19 protein-coding genes and 3 pseudogenes are annotated in these 22,615 nt (G+C 35.9%); 11 read left to right on the plus strand and 11 right to left on the minus strand.

Annotated elements, in window-relative coordinates; all coding sequences use genetic code 11:
* Window positions 1–215: 215 nt before the first annotated feature.
* The 4 genes from OM961_RS00230 (at window position 216) to OM961_RS00245 (ending at window position 2,200) form a co-directional block, all read left to right on the plus strand.
* Window positions 216–338, plus strand: coding sequence for a hypothetical protein (locus OM961_RS00230; RefSeq protein ID WP_264339085.1), 123 nt, complete (start codon window positions 216–218; stop codon window positions 336–338).
* A gap of 96 nt (window positions 339–434) precedes the next feature.
* Window positions 435–797, plus strand: coding sequence for a ferredoxin family 2Fe-2S iron-sulfur cluster binding protein (locus OM961_RS00235; RefSeq protein ID WP_077188202.1), 363 nt, complete (start codon window positions 435–437; stop codon window positions 795–797).
* Entirely contained in the window at window positions 790–1,830 is a 1,041-nt protein-coding gene (locus OM961_RS00240; RefSeq protein ID WP_264339086.1) for a hypothetical protein, read from the plus strand. The genes OM961_RS00235 and OM961_RS00240 overlap by 8 nt, the downstream gene beginning before the upstream one ends.
* A complete protein-coding gene (locus OM961_RS00245) occupies window positions 1,814–2,200 on the plus strand; it encodes a cytochrome c-type biogenesis protein (RefSeq protein ID WP_182309927.1) in 387 nt (128 codons plus the stop codon). The genes OM961_RS00240 and OM961_RS00245 overlap by 17 nt, the downstream gene beginning before the upstream one ends.
* Before the next feature lie 344 nt (window positions 2,201–2,544).
* Here OM961_RS00245 and OM961_RS00250 read toward each other — a convergent pair whose 3' ends face one another.
* Both OM961_RS00250 and OM961_RS00255 read right to left on the minus strand, forming a co-directional pair.
* The gene (locus tag OM961_RS00250; RefSeq protein ID WP_264339087.1) at window positions 2,545–2,793 is read right to left on the minus strand and encodes a transposase; all 249 of its coding nucleotides are present in this window, start codon (window positions 2,791–2,793) and stop codon (window positions 2,545–2,547) included.
* Window positions 2,786–3,626, minus strand: a pseudogene (locus OM961_RS00255) (IS982 family transposase). Before OM961_RS00255 ends, OM961_RS00250 begins: the two are co-directional and overlap by 8 nt.
* A gap of 85 nt (window positions 3,627–3,711) precedes the next feature.
* On the opposite strand from OM961_RS00255, the pseudogene OM961_RS00260 reads away from it, so the two are divergent.
* Together OM961_RS00260 and uvrB are read left to right on the plus strand one after the other, a co-directional pair.
* Window positions 3,712–4,032 (plus strand): annotated as a pseudogene (locus OM961_RS00260) (transposase); the annotation flags it as partial.
* Window positions 4,033–4,427: 395 nt separating this feature from the next.
* A complete protein-coding gene (uvrB, locus tag OM961_RS00265; protein ID WP_264339088.1) occupies window positions 4,428–6,335 on the plus strand; it encodes an excinuclease ABC subunit UvrB in 1,908 nt (635 codons plus the stop codon).
* A 180-nt stretch (window positions 6,336–6,515) separates the two neighbouring features.
* On the opposite strand, the gene OM961_RS00270 is transcribed toward uvrB, so the two are convergent.
* The 3 genes from OM961_RS00270 to OM961_RS00280 all read right to left on the minus strand — a co-directional run bounded on the left by OM961_RS00270 (window position 6,516) and on the right by OM961_RS00280 (window position 11,115).
* Window positions 6,516–9,326 (minus strand): hypothetical protein, encoded by a 2,811-nt coding sequence (locus tag OM961_RS00270; protein WP_264339089.1) that lies wholly within the window; start codon window positions 9,324–9,326, stop codon window positions 6,516–6,518.
* A 26-nt stretch (window positions 9,327–9,352) separates the two neighbouring features.
* On the minus strand, window positions 9,353–9,550 hold the full coding sequence (locus tag OM961_RS00275; protein ID WP_264339090.1) for a hypothetical protein: 198 nt from the start codon (window positions 9,548–9,550) through the stop codon (window positions 9,353–9,355).
* Window positions 9,551–9,822: 272 nt separating this feature from the next.
* Window positions 9,823–11,115 carry a hypothetical protein gene (locus tag OM961_RS00280; protein ID WP_264339570.1) on the minus strand — a complete coding sequence of 431 codons (1,293 nt, stop codon included), beginning with the start codon at window positions 11,113–11,115 and terminating at the stop codon, window positions 9,823–9,825.
* Between the two features lie 551 nt (window positions 11,116–11,666).
* Here OM961_RS00280 and OM961_RS00285 point away from each other — a divergent pair.
* The 4 genes from OM961_RS00285 (at window position 11,667) to OM961_RS00300 (ending at window position 15,336) form a co-directional block, all read left to right on the plus strand.
* Window positions 11,667–12,767: a nitrogenase component 1 family protein gene (locus OM961_RS00285; RefSeq protein WP_264339091.1), complete on the plus strand. Its 1,101-nt coding sequence runs from the start codon at window positions 11,667–11,669 to the stop codon at window positions 12,765–12,767.
* Between the two features lie 272 nt (window positions 12,768–13,039).
* Window positions 13,040–13,237 (plus strand): hypothetical protein, encoded by a 198-nt coding sequence (locus tag OM961_RS00290; protein ID WP_264339090.1) that lies wholly within the window; start codon window positions 13,040–13,042, stop codon window positions 13,235–13,237.
* Window positions 13,238–13,263: 26 nt separating this feature from the next.
* A complete protein-coding gene (locus OM961_RS00295; protein ID WP_264339092.1) occupies window positions 13,264–14,967 on the plus strand; it encodes a hypothetical protein in 1,704 nt (567 codons plus the stop codon).
* A 135-nt stretch (window positions 14,968–15,102) separates the two neighbouring features.
* Complete coding sequence (locus OM961_RS00300; protein WP_264339093.1) at window positions 15,103–15,336, plus strand: hypothetical protein; 234 nt, start codon at window positions 15,103–15,105, stop codon at window positions 15,334–15,336.
* Here OM961_RS00300 and terL read toward each other — a convergent pair.
* The 5 genes and pseudogenes from terL to OM961_RS00325 all read right to left on the minus strand — a co-directional run bounded on the left by terL (window position 15,316) and on the right by OM961_RS00325 (window position 20,685).
* A pseudogene (gene terL, locus OM961_RS00305) lies at window positions 15,316–16,750 on the minus strand (phage terminase large subunit). The gene OM961_RS00300 and the pseudogene terL sit on opposite strands and share 21 nt — an antisense overlap.
* Before the next feature lie 230 nt (window positions 16,751–16,980).
* Complete coding sequence (locus OM961_RS00310; protein ID WP_264339094.1) at window positions 16,981–18,474, minus strand: DegQ family serine endoprotease; 1,494 nt, start codon at window positions 18,472–18,474, stop codon at window positions 16,981–16,983.
* Between the two features lie 3 nt (window positions 18,475–18,477).
* On the minus strand, window positions 18,478–19,350 hold the full coding sequence (gene hflC, locus OM961_RS00315; RefSeq protein WP_155969359.1) for a protease modulator HflC: 873 nt from the start codon (window positions 19,348–19,350) through the stop codon (window positions 18,478–18,480).
* Between the two features lie 2 nt (window positions 19,351–19,352).
* The gene (gene hflK / locus OM961_RS00320) at window positions 19,353–20,387 is read right to left on the minus strand and encodes an FtsH protease activity modulator HflK (RefSeq protein ID WP_010962866.1); all 1,035 of its coding nucleotides are present in this window, start codon (window positions 20,385–20,387) and stop codon (window positions 19,353–19,355) included.
* 82 nt (window positions 20,388–20,469) lie between these two features.
* Complete coding sequence (locus OM961_RS00325) at window positions 20,470–20,685, minus strand: hypothetical protein (RefSeq protein WP_264339095.1); 216 nt, start codon at window positions 20,683–20,685, stop codon at window positions 20,470–20,472.
* 155 nt (window positions 20,686–20,840) lie between these two features.
* Here OM961_RS00325 and walE1 point away from each other — a divergent pair, with 155 nt between their 5' ends.
* On the plus strand, window positions 20,841–22,364 hold the full coding sequence (gene walE1 / locus OM961_RS00330) for an actin bundler (protein WP_264339096.1): 1,524 nt from the start codon (window positions 20,841–20,843) through the stop codon (window positions 22,362–22,364).
* 81 nt (window positions 22,365–22,445) lie between these two features.
* Here walE1 and OM961_RS00335 read toward each other — a convergent pair whose 3' ends face one another.
* Window positions 22,446–22,577, minus strand: coding sequence for a hypothetical protein (locus tag OM961_RS00335; protein ID WP_264339097.1), 132 nt, complete (start codon window positions 22,575–22,577; stop codon window positions 22,446–22,448).
* Between the last annotated feature and the right edge of the window lie 38 nt (window positions 22,578–22,615).

A 22,615-nucleotide genomic window follows, 5' to 3' on the forward strand; every position in this document is an offset into this window, starting at 1 on the left:
TGCTTGTTAGCGGGATCTCTTGTTAGCGGCTGAGATACCGCGAATGAATCGCGGTATGACGGTTCGCGGCGGTATGACGGTTCGCGACGGCGTGACGATAAGCTCGTTATCCCGCTGCTTGTTAGCGGCTAAGAGATACCGCGGCAGTATGACGGTTAAGTGGGGTGTCATCCCAGTGTCAGCTACTCGGATGACAGGAGAAGGAGGCTACTTGCATGACACTATTCTTTTTTCTGGATCCAAGTAATCAGGGCACTGGGATGACAAGAAGAGGGCACTGCTGTCATAAAGGAACCAGTGTCAGCTACTCGGATGACAACAAAGAGCTACTTGGATAACAAGAAATATAGGCACTGGAATTGCAAAGAGTTTGCAAATATTAGTTATTACCTGTAGGATATAGAGAAATTAGTAAGGATTTTAATAGGAATAATATGCCATCTGTTACTTTTATTTTACCTGATGGGAGTAAGAAAAGCTATGAAGCTGCAGAGGGAGAAACTCTGCTCAATTTAGCCCACAGAAGTGATCCAGATCTGCTTGAAGGTGCATGTGAAGGTTCTCTTGCTTGCTCTACATGCCATGTAATTGTTGATCCAAAGTTTTATAATGCTGTAGAAATACATAACCCTATATCTGATGAGGAAAATGATATGTTAGACCTAGCTTTCGGCTTAACAGAGACGTCGAGGCTTGGATGCCAAATAAAAATCACAAAAGATATCGACGGCTTGTGTGTAACCATACCAAGGGGTACAAGAAACATATCATTAGATAAACAGGGGAATCATGCGTAAGATTTTTATCTATATTATCGTCTCTTTACTTTTGTTTATTCCTGTAGCGTATAGTGGTTTTTGGTATTTTTCTGCATATAAGGTAAAAAATCTTTTAGCTGAAACAATACTATACATTAACGACGAAAAATTTGATATTCCACATGATTTTAGTGGATTTCCTTCTAACCTAATTTTCCGTGTGACAAACCCAAAATTTTCCAATGAGCAATTAACCATCTCATCTGATGCTTTATTGATAAAAAATAGATTGTTTGATAAATCAGTATATATCTACATACCAAGCAATGAAGTCAATATTGCTGTTCATGGTGATGAGAAAAAGAATATAAAATGCCACACAAACGATAGCAGCCGCTTTGTTGTTAGACTAAACGATTTACCATCTTCATTGCGATTCAACAAAAATAGTACCGTGATAGACTATATAGATACACTTCGTTACGAAGATTATGGATTAAAATGTGATGTTTCAGAAAATCAGCAAAGTGTTATAACTGAAGTGAATGATAAAAGTAATTACATTCAATTTTACCTCGATAAAGAACTGAGTGGAAATGCTAAGCTAGGATTTGATTTGTATACTTATCGGTATAAAAATACTGCAAGTCCTGAAAGTTACCTTAGTATCGACACTAAATTTGATTATGAATTTGTAAACGACATCTCAGCTTCCAGAATTAATTTCAATATAGAGAAATTTTTGATTCAAAGTAATAATTTTTCTTTTGCTGCAGATGGTGGGGTAAACAATTACAACTTAGTTACATATTCATTTAAAGACAAAATCAACGTGGCTATATCAAATTATAAAGAATTAATCGCGTTTATGATTGGTGACTCAAAAACTTCAGATGCGTTCGAAAAATTAGTACCTTCCTTATCAGAAAAAACAACTGATAATGGCATTCAATTTTCAATAAAGTACGATGATGATGTAGGGTCAAGCTTTATTGGAAAGTTATCCATCACTGATTTTATGAACCAACTCAGTAAAATAATCCAATTAACCAAGAATGAGAATAGTAATTAGCTTACTTTTCATATTGATATTCCACTCAGGCGTAAACGCTTTTACTCTGGATAATAAACTCAGAGATAAAAGCATGGAAAAACGAGCAACCAGTTTATTTGAAATAATAAGGTGTCCAATATGTTCTGGCGAATCATTGTCTGAATCTGGATCTCAGATCGCGTATGATATGCGAGAAGCAATTCGTAAAAAAATCAATGATGGATACACAGATGAAGAGATAATCTCAGAGTTAAAAAATTCTTACGGCAATTCAATTATAATCGTACCACCTATAAAATCTAGCACTTACATTTTGTGGTTTATTCCACTTACAACTCTGCTTATTGGGTGTTTTTTAATACAAAGATACATCAATACAACCACTTAAACCTTTTATATATAGCTAAAGTGACTTAGGTTCTCTAATTGCACATAAGTCAACAATAATTTTCACACAAATCAAAACAGCATATCTTCTCCATAATCCTTGGTAATTTTACATAAGTTAAAAGTAGCATATGGTTCTCTCCGCGGTCTGAGATGACAATAAATTTGTCAAGCCGCATCATACTTGTTAGGCGGAAGTGGACGGCAACATGTTTACCACGAAGTCTAACTAAGTTCTTGCTTGTCCCTTCCATCGGCATTGCTATCTTTATTTTCAATAAAATTATTGTCCTATGCTCTTTTGATGTTTATTGATAATAAAATTCTGTTTTATCAACCAACATCCTATGCATAATTACAGCTAATTTTCTTGCTACTGCTACAATTGCTTTTTTCATTCCTTTTTTCTTCGCAACCCCAGTTTTTTAATTTAAATGTCCTCTTGGTAACTGTAAGCATTGTTTGTGCAGATTCATATAACATACTTCTACATTCCGCTGGTCCCATCTTTGATATGCTGCCATGCCGATCAACTTCTCCAGAAGAATATTGCCTTGGTGTCAACCCTATATACCCCAGTTGCGGATTAGCCAACGAAGTAAAGCTTAGAAATGCAGCGGCTGTATGGAATATGAAACAAGCGTAGAAAAAATGTGTACCAAAAAATTTATCGGTGATCTGTGGCGAGTATGCTCAATCTCAAATTTGTTTTTCAGAGAGCCAAAAACTGTCTCAATAATCGATCTTTTTCTTAACAAAATCTTCTCATTTAGCGCCATTAATGAGTTTTTCATACCCTTTTTTATACTGGTTACAAGCTTTAACCCTCTATCGAATAATTCGTGAAAAAGATCTTTTTTGATATATCCTTTATCTCCAAACAATAATCCAGTCAATTTCTTAGTTAAATTTGGCACAGGTATCAACGTTGCCTTTTATCACCGTAACCCCTTGAATTTCGCCAGTTTCATTGATTACTAGATGTACCGAAAAACCACCCATAAGTAGTCTTTCCAATCTTTGCCAACCCTTTGAAAACTTTGTTTCTCGAGGTCCTTTTTGGATGGCAAACAGCGATAGATGTTGCATCTATGTACGAAATCCCTGTCACTTTTGACTGTTCGCAAAACCATTGCATTAAGAGCGCTAAATACCATAAAACCCGCGATTTTAACCTGATAAACCTACTATAGGATGGCAATTTTGGAAACGCTGATTCGTATAATAATTTCAAATAATGCACATAGAAAATTTTAAAATTGTCGCACTTGATATAGCAATATTATGGTAAAAATCTCTGAATGCGTAATCTCTGGCGTCCTGGTTGGTTTTTTGCCACTTGGTAGAAGTTTTTCTGCAAAATTTTCATCGACTGTATTGCAAAAATCATCGACTATACAAAAGATTTCTGTTACTTTCTCTTTCATTGGTAACCTCCTATTTTAGGAATGAATATCAAATACCTTGGAGTTTACCCTATTTCCTTACCTTTTCTATTTTTTCTAATTTACAACTGGGGTTAGCAGTGCTGTGAGAATGGTTGAAAGCGCAAAAGAAAACCTCTCGGAAGTTAAAAATATACTGGTCGATGCAGGTTATACAGGAGAAAATTTTGCAACTCAAATAAAAACGATTATTGGAGCAACTGTAGAAGTAATAAAACGAAGTGAATTACATTCCTTTGCTGTATTGCCACAAAGATGGGTTGTGGAGCGATCTTTCGCTTGGTTAGAAAAATGCAGACGATTGTGGAAAAATTGCGAGCGAAAACTTAACACTAGCCTACAAATGGTCGTTCTTTCCTTCATTTCTCTTCTATTGAGAAGATTTTAAACAGGTTCTAAATCTTTATTTTAAAAATGTCATATTGACCACCGGTACCTGAAAATACTATTCCAATTGATCAGAGCTATCCATTTCCTTAATTTTTGTAACGTTGTCATAGGAGTACTATAACTTTAGTATCAACTATGTTTTATTGTTTTTGCATCTAAAAAAATTTAGCTTATTCAAGCAGCATTTTGCCTTTTTTTGGATGTAGGGATTTTTTAGGAATTGTCTTCTTGAATTCTATGGTATTTTGTTTAACATTGAAACAAGATTCCAGTGTCAGCTACTTGCATGACATTGTTGGTTAATGTTTTATGGCTTTACGATAGCTATACAACTTATCTTAAAAGCAATATAGTGTTTACTATACAATGAATCAAAGATAGTAAGTAAAGTCTATGGAATTTCAAATCGCTACACATTTTCAACCGGCTGGGGATCAACCACAGGCAATCGATAGCTTAATTGCAGGGCTAAATAGCAATAAAAGAGATCAGGTTTTGCTTGGAGTTACTGGTTCTGGGAAAACTTTTACTATGGCAAATGTTATTGCAAGGACAAACAGGCCTGCATTAATTATGGCACACAATAAAACTTTAGCAGCACAGCTTTATGAGGAAATGAAAGGATTGTTTCCCCATAATGCTGTTGAATACTTCATTTCTTATTATGATTATTATCAACCTGAAGCCTATTTACCACAAACTGATACTTATATCGAAAAAGATTCTGCAATTAACGAAAGAATTGAGATGCTGCGTTATTCCACCGTCTGCTCCCTTTTGGAGCGCAGGGATACGATCGTAGTTGCCAGTGTTTCCTGCATATACGGTCTTGGTTCGCCTGAGAGCTACCGCAGCATGATCATACCGCTTAGTGTTGGAAATAAAATTCGTATTAATGATTTCCTGAGCAACTTAACTGATCTTCAATACAAGCGCTCTGATGCCAGGTTTGAGAGAGGATATTTCAGAGTGCGCGGCGATATTATTGATATATTTCCTTCCCATTATGAAAATAAAGCTTGGCGTTTATCGTTATTTGGCGATGAAATAGAAGAAATTTCTGAAGTTGATGCTATAACGGGCAATGTTACCAAAGGCGTAAATAAAATCACCATTTTTCCAAATAGCTATTACATAACCCCGCGTGAGGCTTTGTTGCAGGCAATTGAACTAGTCAAAAAAGAGCTGCATGAACGCTTGGATTATTACTACTCGCAAAACAAGATTGTTGAAGCAAAGCGCCTCGAGCAACGCACTAATTTTGATATCGAAATGATGAGAACAACAGGAATATGTAAAGGTATTGAAAATTATTCGCGTTATCTCTATGGAATGGAAGCTGGGGATCCACCACCTACTTTGTTTGAATATTTACCCAAAGACGTAATTTTATTTGTTGATGAGAGTCATGTCACCGTTCCTCAGGTTGGTGCGATGTACAGTGGTAATGAGGCGCGTAAAAAGAAATTGATTGACTATGGCTTCAGGCTCCCTTCCGCTTTTGATAATCGTCCATTAAAATTTGAAGAGTGGGAGGGAGTTAGGCCGCAGACTGTTTACATTTCAGCCACTCCCGGAAAGTATGAGTTGGCAAAGACCAGTAATGTATTTATAGAGCAAGTTATCCGTCCAACAGGGCTTACGGACCCAATCTGCATTGTAAAACCAATAGAGAGTCAAATTGATGATGTAATTCATGAGGCACAAGTGACAATAGGGAAGGGATTTTGTGTTTTAATCACTACATTGACGAAAAAAATGGCTGAAAATTTAGCTGAATATATGAGTGAATTGAATATGAGAGTGAGTTATTTGCATTCTGATATTGCTGCGCTGGAGAGAATAGAAATTATATACAAATTGAGATCTAAAGAAATCGATGTTTTAGTAGGTGTTAACTTGCTGAGGGAAGGTCTTGATATTCCAGAGTGTGGGTTGGTTGCAATTTTGGATGCTGATAAAGAAGGATTTTTGCGATCGGAAACTTCATTAATTCAAACGATTGGTCGTGCTGCACGTAATGCTGAAGGTAGAGTAATTTTGTATGCAGATAAAATCACTGGTTCTTTAGATCGTGCATTGAGAGAGACCGAAAGAAGAAGAAAAAAACAAGAAGAACATAATATATTGCACAATATTATCCCGAAGACTATAATAAAACCTATATCAAACACCTTACAGGAGAGGGCAATAGCAGAACCGAAAGTAAATACTAATAAGGATGATTTGAGAAAGCAAATGATAGAGCATGCTAAAAATTTGGAGTTTGAAGAAGCAGCAAGAATAAAAAAATTATTGTAAGGTTAAGTAATATATGATGCTATGGGCATAGCATGAAAGTGTAAATAATTTTATTGATATCTTTATATTAATACTTTTTAAACATTTAGTACCATGCAATACTTACAATGGACAAGAAAAACCAACACCAGTGCTCTCAGGGTCAGCTAATAAAACACTTAGGTGGCTGAGAGCAGTGGATTAGGTACGACTGTTAACTTTTTTCTCCTGCAAGTATTGCTCGATCTTAGTAGCATCCATTTTAGTTCTAACAGTGGAAGTACTGGAGTTCGATGAGACTGACGACCTACCACTAGCTTCTAGTTCATCTTCATCACTTCCAGTATCACTAGTCGATTTTTGTGAAGACGATCCTGAATAACAACCACTATCTGCAAAACTTGTAGAAGCGTTACCACCAACTTTTTGTAAATCTGAGAGTAGTTGCTTCTCCTCTTTCTCAGGAGAAGAAAGGAGTAAGTCTAGCTTCTCTTTCCCACCAGGAGTATACAGCAAGTATTTTAACTGTGCATCCTCAAGAGAGTTGGAATCTAGTTTCTTCTGCAGCTTAGGACAAAGAAATGGGCGTAGTTCCTTCTTCTCGTCATTAGTAAGAGGTTTTTCTTGAGGAGAAGCCACTTTTGAGAGTGAAGAATTACGGTGAAGCCATTTTGCTAATTTGTCACGAAATGAACGGTGTGACATATTTTTAGGTTCTACACGAGAATAAATAAGTAAGGATATTATATTGCCTGCCTCAGGAGAGAAAGGTTTGGATATTCGCTCTCCCTCAGGAGACAAAAGTAAGGGTAGTTTCTCTTTCCCTTTAGGAGAAAGAACTAAAGGTATCAGCTTTTCCCCCTCAGGAGAAGGTGAAAACAGTAGCTCTTTTCCCTTAAGAGAAAAAAGTGAATGCAGTTGTTGTTTATTCTCAGAAGAAAAAAGCGAGCATAGTTGCTTACTCCTCTCAGTAGAAAAAAGAAAGTCTAGTAGGTTTTCCTGTTCACAAGGATCAGAAATCGAGGATAACTGCTTTCCCGCCTCAGAAGAAAGAAGTGAGGGTAGTTGCTTCTTCCCTTCAGAAGAAGAAAAATAATCTAGAAAACACAAAAAAGCTTTTACTGTTTCATTACTAGCACAAGTAGAAAAACCCGCAAGTGGCAGTGACTGTGGCCGCTTATTGTCTACGGGAGGATTTAGATCTTTCCTTGATTCAGATATCCCTGGAACAGTACTAGTAGTGATAGAAGAATTCGACTGTGGCCGCTCAAGCGACTCGAAACCACTATCTTTAGAAATTTTAGAATTACGGTCCCCGGGCACATTTGGCTTGCTTACGGCATCTTGTGGCAAGGGTTCTGGAATACCACCATTCGTTTTAGAACGTAATGCTCGTATTTTTGGTCTATTGAGAAATCCGCCATCATCTGGTTCAGTAACAGGAGAAGTCACTCCTGAGGGTGGATTACTTAAAGATGGTTTTTTACTTACAGAACCCTCAGGAGTACTTGCACTTGAATACACCGAATCACGTTCTTGCTTTTGTGGCTTCGCTTTAGAACACTCATCACTACTTTTTCGATCACTTTCATCAGTAACTTGCTGTTTTTCAGATTCCTCATTAGAAACCTCAAGATTTAAGAATGTTGAACTATCCCATGCTCTAAGAGAAGGAATCGATGATGATCCACAGGTCAAAGATAGCTGTAATTGACCACAAGTGGATTGACTTGGACCTATTTCTCCGGAAGATAGCTGTGATTGACCACAAGTGGATTGACTTGAATCTATTTCCTCCGGCACCAACTGAAACAGCCCCCTTTTTCCTCCCTCTCTTTCTGATCCTTGCCTGGGAGGCCTCTCTAACCCTTCATCACGACTTCGCTTGGGAAACTCCTGTGTCTGTGATGCTTCAGCTAATAGCGTTCGAGGAAGCTCAGGGTCAATGGCCAGTTCATGGTCTTTGTTGATTACAGAGTTTTTTATTATTTTGGTTATCACACAGTGAGAAATTTCTTTATTAGAAAAGTCTATACCGTATATTCCTCTACTACCAAATACTGGTAGGTGTTTTGGTGAAGTGTAACTTTCAATATTATTTAACACAACCATACCAAAGATACTATTAATAGTATCTACTTCTTCTTTGGTTAAAAATCTATAATAGTTATCATAACTTACAATAGGAACTAAAATTGAATCCTCATTATTTCCTGAATAAGAAGTATGAAAGACATAATAAAGAGGAGGGCATGCTTTACGAATGAAGCCAGTTATTAAATACTTAATCTTCTCAATAGCTGGATCATCTGAGCTAGAAGTTTGAAGATCACGTCCTATCAAACATGCTTGACTTTCTTCTATCTCATTAATGAACTTAGTTTTATCAAAGAGGCTTTTCTTTATATATACACAATTGTCCTTGACTTTCAAGAAATCATCAGTTCTTTTAGGACTATTTTTATAACCTTTTACTGTCGCTGAGAATGACTCTATAAAATACTCTTGTAACCTTTTATCATAGAAACGCATACAATATAGATAAGATTTCCTGTCAAAGCTTTCATCAGATGTATACTCTTCTACATGTTCTAAACCAAAATTTCTTCCCATAGCACCTGTGATGTCTCTCGCAAGCCCATTAGCTAGCAAACATTTTAGATTGAAAACTATACTTTGACCTATCGGCACTGAAAATCTATACTTTCCATTACTATCTACCAATTGGCTCCGATTGAAATTAAAAGGAAAAGATTTCATATCAAAAGATAAACTAGCAGTACTTTCATTTCCACAGAATGTTTCTACTATCCTTCCTTTCATATTGTCTAAATACTTCATGCATTGATCAGCATCCATACTTTTATCAAATGAGATAACAATATGATCCTTGTTACGTAAACCTCGATGTACATTTTGTACTTTTAGATTAGTATTAATAATATTGTTATAACAAACACTAATATTAAATGCCTTTACTAATGCTTGATTCATTTCACTCGCACTAAACATAATACCCTCCCTACTTTTAATATACCTTAAAATCTTGAACTGCCTTGACCACTACTTTTACTTTTATTGGATTCATCCCTTCTTTTCCTCTCTTCATCTTCACGCTTAAACCTTTCACCAAAATTCTCTAGCTTTTTCTGATCTAATTTAGTTATATCAACTCTCCCTCCTCCTGGTGCAGTATTATCAAATTGCCTTTTGCCTGAGCCATTATTACTATGCATATTAACCTCCAGTAAAAATATTATGTAACTAATATACTAAAAATAAAATTAAGTGCAAGCACTTTTTTATATTTTTTTTTAAAAAATTTTATTCACTCTTTTTCATAAAATTCAGTTTTCTAGATTCCAGCGTCACGCGCTGGAATGACACCTGTATTTCTCTTTGCCATCAATCCCTACTCTTTAATGTCATACCAGTACCTCTTTTTCTTGTCATCCCAGTGCCCAGACACTGGGATCCAGTCTTTTTTGTCATCTAAAGCTAACACTAGCTATCCCCTCGATGGTGCTTTTTCTGGTGCCTTTCCTATTGAATCCACATGATTATTAACTTTTACATCATCAATCAATCTTTTTGGTGGTTGAGCAGTACTAGCATTAGACTTTCCATTAGAAGCTTGTTCTTGCTGATTGTCAGATGGAATATTCCGTTGATTATTATTACTCAAATTTATCCTTCTTGACTGTGTACTATCGAGTTTAAACTTTCCACCTCTTTTTTGCTGATCTCTCTTCGGCGTCTGCCCTGTAGGTTCCGGTGGACACACCTCTTTCTTCGGTCCCTCCGGCTTCGCTTTTTTCTCTTCTTCCACTTTTGGTTTTGTTTCTTTTACCTCGCGGATCTCCTCCTTTATAACCTCTTTAGGTATTAGTTCTTTCATAGGTTTTGGTAAAAGATCAAGCTCTGGTTTGCTCAGAGGGACTGGCCTTACAAATCCGGGTGAAATTTCAAAAAGGAAAACTGGCACTTTAGGCTTTTCTCTTTCGTCTAACTTGATTTCTACGTTTTCGCAAACTTCTTTATTTTCTTCCTTTAATGATGTTTTTTCTGCTTTTTTATCTTCTTTTTCTGTAGATGCCTCTACCGCAGCCGCCAACTCAACTCCAAACATCTCTGCGAACATTGTAACAATCCATCCGACAACGGCCATTTGTAACCTGAGTTTCAGATCTTGCAATGCAGTTAATCTTTCTAACGCCCTTGCAAACTCTTCTTCTGATAACTCACCACTGCCTAATTTCTCCTGCAATTCTTTTATCTCTTTGTCCAACCTCTGATTGAAACTTAAATCGCGTGCAAAAATCTTCTTGATTAACTCCTTAAGCTTGTCACGCATAAATTTAATTATCGAAAGAAGCCAATTTTTTTCTTTCTTCTCCTTGAGCATTTGGTAGATTTTCGGATCATCTACATCTACTTCAAAAAGGGTAAAGAGAGATTCAAAGAAATTCCAGAAATCTCCGAGTACTCTTCCTTTTTCACCAGTGAAGTAATCCTCATCATCACCTTCTCCGATATGTAGCTCTGCTTGAGATGATATTTCATCGATACAACTAGAAGCCTGACGCTCACACTCGAGCCTCCTGAGCAAATCTTGTCTGGTGAGCTCCTCTATGGCTGCTTTTAGTTCATTTAGCTTCTGCTCTGCAGAGAAATCTTGCTCCCTGATTTTTCCTTGGAAGATCGAGCTACCGTTTCCGTTATTATCTGAAAAATTTTCCATTATTTTTGCCTCCTCAATAAAATTACTGCCTTTGTTGTTACCTGAAAAGCTTTCCACCATTTTTACTTCCTTCATAAAACTTAATAATTTAATTCTACAGTACTAAATATTTAAGAACTATTAATGTAAAGATGTCAATAAAATTATTTACATTTTTACATTATATATATATTATATCATGTGCTATTTAACCTTTCAATAATATTTTTTATTTTTACTGCTTCTTCAAACTCTAGCATGCACTTTTCTTAAATTATCCTTATCAATATTTGCTTTTGCCTCTATCCCACTTTTTCTTGTAAAGTATTTGATATAGATTTTATTATACTCTTTGGCATAACATTTGCAACATACTTTATCTATAAATGGAAATTATTATACTTGCAGCTAGACACAATTTGAAATAATTTACACTATAAAGTTAAGGAACGAGATCCCAGTGTCACGCACTGGGATGACAGCAGTCCTACGTCATACCGCGATTCATTCGCGGTATAGATTCCGCTAACAAGTAGCGGAATGACGAATTTTTGTTTTTCAAATTATCGTAAGTCACTTTAGCTATATCAGAGCAATAGAGGCAGTGCGTAGAGGAGCTCACCAGACAAGATTTGCTCAGGAGGCTCGAGTGTGAGCGTCAGGCTTCTAGTTGTATCGATGAAATATCATCTCAAGCAGAGCTACATATCGGAGAAGGTGATGATGAGGATTACTTCACTGGTGAAAAAGGAAGAGTACTCGGAGATTTCTGGAATTTCTTTGAATCTCTCTTTACCCTTTTTGAAGTAGATGTAGATGATCCGAAAATCTACCAAATGCTCAAGGAGAAGAAAGAAAAAAATTGGCTTCTTTCGATAATTAAATTTATGCGTGACAAGCTTAAGGAGTTAATCAAGAAGATTTTTGCACGCGATTTAAGTTTCAATCAGAGGTTGGACAAAGAGATAAAAGAATTGCAGGAGAAATTAGGCAGTGGTGAGTTATCAGAAGAAGAGTTTGCAAGGGCGTTAGAAAGATTAACTGCATTGCAAGATCTGAAACTCAGGTTACAAATGGCCGTTGTCGGATGGATTGTTACAATGTTCGCAGAGATGTTTGGAGTTGAGTTGGCGGCTGCGGTAGAGGCATCTACAGAAAAAGAAGATAAAAAAGCAGAAAAAACATCATTAAAGGAAGAAAATAAAGAAGTTTGCGAAAACGTAGAAATCAAGTTAGACGAAAGAGAAAAGCCTAAAGTGCCAGTTTTCCTTTTTGAAATTTCACCCGGATTTGTAAGGCCAGTCCCTCTGAGCAAACCAGAGCTTGATCTTTTACCAAAACCTATGAAAGAACTAATACCTAAAGAGGTTATAAAGGAGGAGATCCGCGAGGTAAAAGAAACAAAACCAAAAGTGGAAGAAGAGAAAAAAGCGAAGCCGGAGGGACCGAAGAAAGAGGTGTGTCCACCGGAACCTACAGGGCAGACGCCGAAGAGAGATCAGCAAAAAAGAGGTGGAAAGTTTAAACTCGATAGTACACAGTCAAGAAGGATAAATTTGAGTAATAATAATCAACGGAATATTCCATCTGACAATCAGCAAGAACAAGCTTCTAATGGAAAGTCTAATGCTAGTACTGCTCAACCACCAAAAAGATTGATTGATGATGTAAAAGTTAATAATCATGTGGATTCAATAGGAAAGGCACCAGAAAAAGCACCATCGAGGGGATAGCTAGTGTTAGCTTTAGATGACAAAAAAGACTGGATCCCAGTGTCTGGGCACTGGGATGACAAGAAAAAGAGGTACTGGTATGACATTAAAGAGTAGGGATTGATGGCAAAGAGAAATACAGGTGTCATTCCAGCGCGTGACGCTGGAATCTAGAAAACTGAATTTTATGAAAAAGAGTGAATAAAATTTTTTAAAAAAAAATATAAAAAAGTGCTTGCACTTAATTTTATTTTTAGTATATTAGTTACATAATATTTTTACTGGAGGTTAATATGCATAGTAATAATGGCTCAGGCAAAAGGCAATTTGATAATACTGCACCAGGAGGAGGGAGAGTTGATATAACTAAATTAGATCAGAAAAAGCTAGAGAATTTTGGTGAAAGGTTTAAGCGTGAAGATGAAGAGAGGAAAAGAAGGGATGAATCCAATAAAAGTAAAAGTAGTGGTCAAGGCAGTTCAAGATTTTAAGGTATATTAAAAGTAGGGAGGGTATTATGTTTAGTGCGAGTGAAATGAATCAAGCATTAGTAAAGGCATTTAATATTAGTGTTTGTTATAACAATATTATTAATACTAATCTAAAAGTACAAAATGTACATCGAGGTTTACGTAACAAGGATCATATTGTTATCTCATTTGATAAAAGTATGGATGCTGATCAATGCATGAAGTATTTAGACAATATGAAAGGAAGGATAGTAGAAACATTCTGTGGAAATGAAAGTACTGCTAGTTTATCTTTTGATATGAAATCTTTTCCTTTTAATTTCAATCGGAGCCAATTGGTAGATAGTAATGGAAAGTATAGATTTTCAGTGCCGATAGGTCAAAGTATAGTTTTCAATCTAAAATGTTTGCTAGCTAATGGGCTTGCGAGAGACATCACAGGTGCTATGGGAAGAAATTTTGGTTTAGAACATGTAGAAGAGTATACATCTGATGAAAGCTTTGACAGGAAATCTTATCTATATTGTATGCGTTTCTATGATAAAAGGTTACAAGAGTATTTTATAGAGTCATTCTCAGCGACAGTAAAAGGTTATAAAAATAGTCCTAAAAGAACTGATGATTTCTTGAAAGTCAAGGACAATTGTGTATATATAAAGAAAAGCCTCTTTGATAAAACTAAGTTCATTAATGAGATAGAAGAAAGTCAAGCATGTTTGATAGGACGTGATCTTCAAACTTCTAGCTCAGATGATCCAGCTATTGAGAAGATTAAGTATTTAATAACTGGCTTCATTCGTAAAGCATGCCCTCCTCTTTATTATGTCTTTCATACTTCTTATTCAGGAAATAATGAGGATTCAATTTTAGTTCCTATTGTAAGTTATGATAACTATTATAGATTTTTAACCAAAGAAGAAGTAGATACTATTAATAGTATCTTTGGTATGGTTGTGTTAAATAATATTGAAAGTTACACTTCACCAAAACACCTACCAGTATTTGGTAGTAGAGGAATATACGGTATAGACTTTTCTAATAAAGAAATTTCTCACTGTGTGATAACCAAAATAATAAAAAACTCTGTAATCAACAAAGACCATGAACTGGCCATTGACCCTGAGCTTCCTCGAACGCTATTAGCTGAAGCATCACAGACACAGGAGTTTCCCAAGCGAAGTCGTGATGAAGGGTTAGAGAGGCCTCCCAGGCAAGGATCAGAAAGAGAGGGAGGAAAAAGGGGGCTGTTTCAGTTGGTGCCGGAGGAAATAGATTCAAGTCAATCCACTTGTGGTCAATCACAGCTATCTTTGAGTAGATCATCATCGATTTCTTCTCCTAGAGCATGGAAGAATTCAATGTCCTTAAATTCTGGGGTTTCTAGTGATGAGTGTTCTGAAGCAAAGTCACAAGATAGTAAATCTCCGAAGAAACATGGGGGTGGTGTTCAAAAAATGAAAAAATGGCTCTCTTCAACTTTTAGTAAGCAATATGACGTAAACCTTAAGCGACATGATGAAGGGCGTGGTACAACGCGCAGTACTCCTGAAACTCCTGTAACTAAAAAATCATCTGTGTCTAGATTATTTTCTTCATTGTCAGATATAGTAAGAGCAGAAAATAATTCACCCTCAAAAGAGACTTCTCCTGTAAGTTCTCTAGATGGTGATCCAGGCCCGTCACAAGGCTTACTATTACCCACAAATATAAATGTTTGTTGCATAGCTCTTAATGGCATAACTTTTGCTTGAAATAACTGTTTATATGGTGCAATTTACAGCTTTTAGTTGCTAAAATTATAACTCTTAGTTTAATAATTTTAATCTAATAAGCTTTCAGGTTAATAAAATTAAATTATTTGAGTAAATACAATACTATGTTTTTATTTGTGGGTAATAGTAAGGTCACAAGGTACTATTTCGGGGAAAGGGGAGGTACTACCTGTAGAGTATAGATCTGATAACTCTAGTTCTAAAACAGCAGTTGATAGAGATAGTGGTTTTTGTTCTACGGGTTCTCCTGCTGCGCAACATAAGGGAAGTGTCCCTTCAAAGGAAAGTGTCCCTTCAGAGGTTAAAGAGTGTGAGGTAGAGCCTGTATCAGAGGCTTTGAGAAAATAAATTTAGGTTTTTAGATATCCACCCAAGTGTTTTATTAGGGTTGGAGCCAAAATCCCTGACCCTGAAAGCACTGGTGTTAGTTTTTCTCATCCATTGCAGATATTGCACCGTACTATCCACTTGATCATCGTGGCGAGTTTCTGGGAACATTAAAATTTCATATTCGAAATCGCTGAGCCATACCGCTTGCTGTGGCAGAAAAACCCTGCCAGACTCTATCACCGGAACAATTTGATAAAATCGAGTGAGTTTGTCATTGTGTGGAATTATTTCGATAATCGGTAGATCGCTATTTGCCTTTAGCTCTTGTGTTAATTGTTGACCACTCGTTTTTGCTTCGATCAAAATTGCGTGTGGCGTCCATCTTGCAGCTAGTGACAGAACTTGCTCTTTAAGCTTTGGGTACTCAAGCTTTGCTCGATATACATCAAGTAAATAGAATTTATTATCTATTTTTGCCCAGGTGGTGCAGACGTTAAAGTCGCTGGAATCGTTTGTTGAAACTGCAGTGTCCCAGCTTTGAGTTACATGTGAGAGATTATCAGGGAAATTTTTATAGCGCTTTAACCACTCTTGTTTTATTATACCACTTGAAAGCGGCAGGGGGTTTTGTTGATATTGAGCAGCAAAAGCGTAACTCCCGAGTTCAACTTTTATCATCTCAACTTCTTCTCTTCCTCCCTCCAGGGGATATAATAACTCATTCTCTTCTCTTGAATATAAACCTTTTTCTTGTGTCGTAATTGAGTCGATTATCTCCACTTTTTCAGAAATCATTGGCAAACAAATGTGATGCCATATGTTTTTTGGCTTAGATAAGAGGTGCCCAGTTAAGTCTTCCAGGTGGAGCCTATGCATCACAAGCACAATTACTCCTTTTTTTCTATCGTTGAGTCTCGTTACCAAAGTCTGATCGAACCAATTTGTGGCACGTTTTCTAAATGTTTCACTCAAAGCTTGAGCAGGGTTAAGCGGATCATCCACAATAATAAAGTCACCACCTTCACCGGTTAATGTTCCTCCAACTGATGTTGCGATTCTGTATCCTCTCTGCACTGTTTGGAATTTATATTTAGTGTTCTGGTCTTTGGATAGTTCTACCTCTGGAAATAGTTCTTTATACCAATCAGATTGCATTATGCACCTGGTATCGAGCGAATGTTTTTCACTAAGCAACTTAGAATAACTTGCAACTATTATTCTTGCAGTTGCCCAGTATCCATGCGGGCCACGCAACACTCATACATATGGACTTCATTGAACGCGGAGGCATATTGAATATTATGCGCCTTACTTCGCCAGCATTCGCTGCTTCCAGCCTGTCTGCTATGACTTTTATGTACTGATAATCATTATACTCACATCCCGGCACCACTGTTTGAAAGCACAGTTCAATGAATTTTAGAAAGTTCATGTTAGACCTCCTATAGTATCACCCAAGTAACCCCTATGGTGTTATCCAAGTGGCCGACACTGGTTCCTTTATGACGGCGTCATGCAAGTAGCTGACACTGGAATGACATCCTTTGATTTTTTATATGGTTATGCAAGAAATCTAGTGTAGATTTTTATTTATTTTATAAGATTGAAGTGTTACAGTAGCGAGCTTACAACACTACTGTTTTGTAAATTTAGTGAATAAAATTACTTCTTTAACTTTATTGAAGCGAAAAATTGATTTCCATTGCGGTAAATGAGCAACATTATTGAATCTTTACCGTTTTTCTTTACTGCTAAATCAACTTGTTTTTGAAAATCGTTAGTATTTTCTATATCAGTTCCATCCAATTGGATAATGATGTCCCCTTTTTTAATACCACGCAGCGTGGCATTACTGTTACTATCTACATTGGTAACTATCACACCTTTTGTAGGTACATTATTTTTACTTTCTTTTGATTCTTTTGGCAGATTTGAAACAGTTAAACCGGTTACATAATCAGATGTTGATTTATTTTCTTCTTGATTGTTATCTTGGCCATCATTTGTAGATTCTCCGATCACAACTTTAATATTAACCTCTTTGCTCTTTCTAAGTAACTTAACTTGCACTTTTTTCTCAGGTCCAGCTCTTGAAACCATTTGAGGTAATTGTGTCATTCTATCGATTTTTTTACCCTCAAATTCTAATAATATATCACCTACTTTAATCCCACCTTTTTCTGCAGGACTATCCTTTACTATACTTGCAACCAATGCGCCTTTTATATCTTTTAAACCCAAGGACTCAGCAAATTCTTTCGTTATAGGCTGAACTTGCACACCAAGCCAACCATGTTTTATTTTTTTGCCACTTTTTAATGTGTCAATAATTGACATAGCTAAATTAGATGGTATGGCAAAACCTATACCCACGTTGCCGCCAGACTCAGATGGAGAATAGATAGCAGTATTAATACCTATAACTTTTCCATTTAAATCAAATAACGGTCCTCCAGAGTTACCCCTATTAATTGCAGCATCAGTTTGAATAAATTCATTCATAGTGCCAATACTAATGTCCCTGGACCTTGCAGATATAATTCCTGTGCTTACAGAGCCACCCAAACCAAATGGGTTACCTATTGCCATAACCGTATCACCAACCCTTGCTTTATCAGAATCACCAAATGCAACAGAAGAAAGATCTTTATCAGAATTAATCTTAAGCACAGCAAGATCAGTTCTTGCATCATAGCCTAAAACTTCTGCTTTGAAATAAGTATTATCGTTCATAGTAACTGTGATATCTTTGGCGTTTTTAATAACGTGATAATTGGTTACTATAGTTCCACCTTTATCTATAATAAACCCAGAACCAAGCAACACCACCTCTTTGTTAACACTAGGGCCCCTATCCATAAAAAACTGATCAAAATGCTCAAAAAACTCTCTAAAATCATCAAAAAAATTATTTCCTGGCATAGATGGAACTCTAGTTCTGCTGTTATTTTCTTGTTTGATGATTTGTTCGCTTGAAATATTTACAACCGCAGGAATGAGTTCTTCCACTAAATCGGCAAGTCCTTGATTACAGTTGCATGCAGTAGTGCTAGCATCAACGACCTTTTTTGCATTCCAATCAAACATATTAGCATACGAAGAAAACGCAATTAGAAAATATGCAAATATAGATAAAATAAATGCCTTACTTTTCATAAATTATTTCCATCCTTTATTTAAAATATCTAAAAAGTTATTGTTTGGTGAAAGTACAAATTTAGTATTATTTTCGGCAAATGATTTACTGTAAGCGCTCATAGAGCGATAAAAGTTAAAGAACTCTTCATCAACCTTAAATGCCTCATTATAAATTCTAGTTGCTTCAGCATAACCACGGCCCCTTATTTCGTACGATTCTTTTACTGCACTGGAGATAATTTCCCTTTTTAATTTATCAGCTTTTGATCTAACTTCCTGCCCAGCTTGCTCTCCTTCTGCTCTAATTTCTTTTGCTTCTTTTTCCCTTTCAGTTTGCATACGGCGAAATATTGCAGAACTATTTTCTTCTGGTAAATCTGCTCTCTTAATTCTTACATCTATTATTTCTATGCCAAATTTTTCAGCTTCAGAATAAACTCCACGCTGAATCAATTGCATAACCTCTGATCTTTTTTCATTCAACAAACTAATCAACGAGAATCTGCCTATATTTTCTCTTATGTGTGCTTCTATAACCGGATATAATCTTCTAACCAGACCTGATTCATTCCTCACAGCCTGGTAAAAAGTAACAGGATTTGTTATTTTATATTTTGCATACGCATCTACTATAATACGTTTTTGATCCGCTGTTATCACTTCCCTTGGGATCTTATCAGGACTTAAATCTAAAACTCTTTTATCAAGAAACTCTACACTATTTATGAATGGTAACTTAAAATATAAGCCACTTTCCCTAACATCTCTTACAACTTTACCGAGTTGTATAACTATCGCTTGCTTTGTTTCTTGCACAACAAATATTGAATTAGATAAAGCAATCAATAAAACAACAAATACAGAAACAAAAACAATTTTAATATTACTACTCATGGTTATTTTCCTAAATTTGTAAGAGGTAAATAAGAAAACATACCTTTCAGATCATCAGTTACAACAACTTTGTCTACCTTACTGAAAATATTTTCCATAGTTTCAAGATAAATACGATTCTTAACGAGAGAAGGATTCTGTCTATATTCCTCATAAAGAGATAAAAAGCGATTTGCATTACCTTTTGCTTCATTTATTATTTCATTTTCATATGCTTGTGCATCTAATTTTATCTTTATCGCTTCACCCTTTGCTCGAGGTATAATATCATTATTATAAGCATATGCTTCGTTTATAGTACGCTCTTTGTCTGCACGAGCACTTTGTACATCTCTAAACGAACTGATTACTTTTTCTGGTGGATCAATTTTTTTCATTTGAACAGATAAAATCTCTATACCCATTTGGTATCCATCAAGAATCTGCTGCAATAGAATTCTAGTATCTCTAGAAATTTCTGGTCTGCCTTGACCAAGTGCAAAAGAGATCGTATTTTTACCTATTATTTCTCTCATGGCACTTTCAGCAGCATTTTTAACACTGAAACCGGGTTTGTAATCCCGCACTTTGAATAAATAGTCCTTAGCATCTCTAACGCGCCATTGAACCTCGAAGTTAACGTTGACTATATTTTCATCTCCAGTTAGCATCACGCCTTCACCGCGATCTGTATCTCGCCCATAAGAACTACTTACCCCAATTTCTTCACGATTTACTTCCTTAACGTTCACTTTAAAAACCTTGCCAATAGGGTAGGGGAAGTGATAACGCAAACCAGGTGTTTCTGTATTAGAATATTTACCAAAGGTAAGTTCTATACTTTCTTCACTAGGATGGACAATATAAAAGCCAGTGCAAGCATAGAACAGCAAAATAATGAAAATGATGAAATAAGGTTTTTTGCCCCTGTTTCTGGTTAATCCATTAAGAAAGAACCTTATATCAGATACAGCTTTACTTAAAATATCTTCATTATTAGGAGTTTTGTTCCCTACCGGTTTCTTTCCCAGATTCCAAGGATTATTATCATCAAACATAATGATTGATTCTATAATTAATACGCTAATATTACTTCTTTAATAAGAAAATGCAAACATAAATTGCTATTTTATTTACAAATTAATCATCAGAATGGAAAACATGATCGTACACTTCCTTTTCTCTATGTAATATGGTCGACTCTATGGAATTTTCTGGCTTTTTTTTGAATTCTTTGTTGTCACTCTTTAAGTGCACTACGTCTTTGTGAAAATGGGAATTATACCTAAATAGTAAAGCTATTATTATTAAAGTTATAACAGCCAAAAAGATGAGTGTTCTTTTTCTATACTTCATAAATGCTGCAGCTTCTTGACCTAATTTTCTATGTTACCACAAAACACGTCAAGCGAAATTATTTGAAGACAAATAAATACTGGCAATCAATTTAACACTAACTTAAGAATCAAGGAATACAATTATAATATATTTAATTAATAGTGAGGTTTAAAATGTTACATAATGAAAAAAATTCAAATTCTGTTGGAACTCAACAAAACCAACCAGAAGATAGTTTTGATTTGAATAAAACGATGCAAAATCTACCAAATTCAGATATTGCTAATGATCCCAAGAAGCTAAAAGAAAGAATTACTGACCTGTTAAAAGGGGATACAAAATTCTCTAAGATGAAACAAGGAGATAAGATTCTTGTAGTAAGTGCAGCAAGTGGATTATTTACGGCAGTACTACCACTTTTGGCAGTTGGTGCAACACTTGCTATACCAGGTGCTATAGTTGGTCTTGCTTTATATTTCGCTGTAAAAGTCGCTGTAAAAACAGTTCAATCTGGATATAAAGGGCTCAAGTGGTCAGCAGAAAAAACAGTTGATGGGGCGAAATATACTGCTGGGAAAGTTAAGGACGCATCAACATACGCTGCCGGAAAAGTTAGAGATGGTGCTGTGCATGTTAAAGATAAGGTGAAAGAAGGTTATGAACATTCAGTAGATTCACTGAAAAAAGGCGCTAGTTTTGTAGGCGAAGGAGTGGCAAATAAATTCCATAAGGCATCTGGTGAGACGGACTATTTAGATAAGGTAAAAAGGTTTACTCCAGATGCAATTAAGAAATCTGACGAAATAAGAAATGATATGAAAGCAATTTTTGCTGATAAAGGAAATAATTCTGGGTTAGTGAAAAATGTACTTTCTGGAATATCGTCAGAAATTGATTTAAAAATGGCAGAGAAGGCAAAATCAGGGGAGATTGAACATACTTCTGGATGGCAAGTACAGAAAGAATTCATTAATAATTTAAATGAAAAAAGCTTGCATAACTTGTTAACACAAAGGTCATTACCTAAAGGTAGTTATTTCATCGACAGTGTTTTCTCTGAACATTACGATGAAATTAAGAAGGTTATTAAAGAATGTAGAGAAAATCATTTGTACTCAAGCGTAAGCAATATGTTTGACAGAGCAGAGAAAAAAGCTAACAGGCCTTCTGTCAAAAGTTTAACTAGGTCTGTGTCATCATCATTCTCTTCACTGGGAAGAAAAGGCTCTGAACAATCTAACAGCTTGTCAAAAAGCAATTCACTAAATTCTATAGGAACTGAAAGTACTGCTACTGTCTCTGATTCAGATTCTCAGAACTTTGCAACAGTCCGTAGAAGCAATTCATCTAGTAGCTTAACTCCTAAGCTTACTCCAGTTGCTCCACCAGAACTACCTAGAAGCGCCTCATTGACTAACTTAAATGGACAAAGTTCTTTCAGTGAAGATGTTCTCAGTGATCCTATTGTGGAGCAAAACCTGGATAGTTTGAGTAACAGAACTCTCACTCACAGTAATTCTACTGATAGTGGAATGGGTTCTGGTTCTTCTACGCTAACAAGAAAACAAGTTCTTCCTTTAAAAGAAGAATTTGACAGAGAACTCGAAGAAAAGTTGGCAAAACGACGCGCATCTCTAGATCAACCTAGTGCAGAACCTGTCAACTCAAGAGCTACAGCAACTCCAGGAACAGTGTAATAAGTAAAACTTCTACCTTCTCCAAAAGGATGTTACTCAATGAGTAACGTCCTTTTTTTGTTTTTAAACTATAGAAAAATCCTAGATCCCAGCGGTATGCGTACAACCGTATGAACATTGTGATTTCTCTGCTAGGAAAGGTGTCATCCGAGTAGCTGACACTGGGATGGCTTTGTTGCATAGCAACTGAAAAAATCTGGTGGCTACTGACAAAATTCATTATAAAATAGCCATTTAACCTTGAAAGAAAA

The organism is Wolbachia endosymbiont (group A) of Cydia splendana, from assembly GCF_947179475.1.
Taxonomy (GTDB): Bacteria; Pseudomonadota; Alphaproteobacteria; order Rickettsiales; family Anaplasmataceae; genus Wolbachia; species Wolbachia pipientis.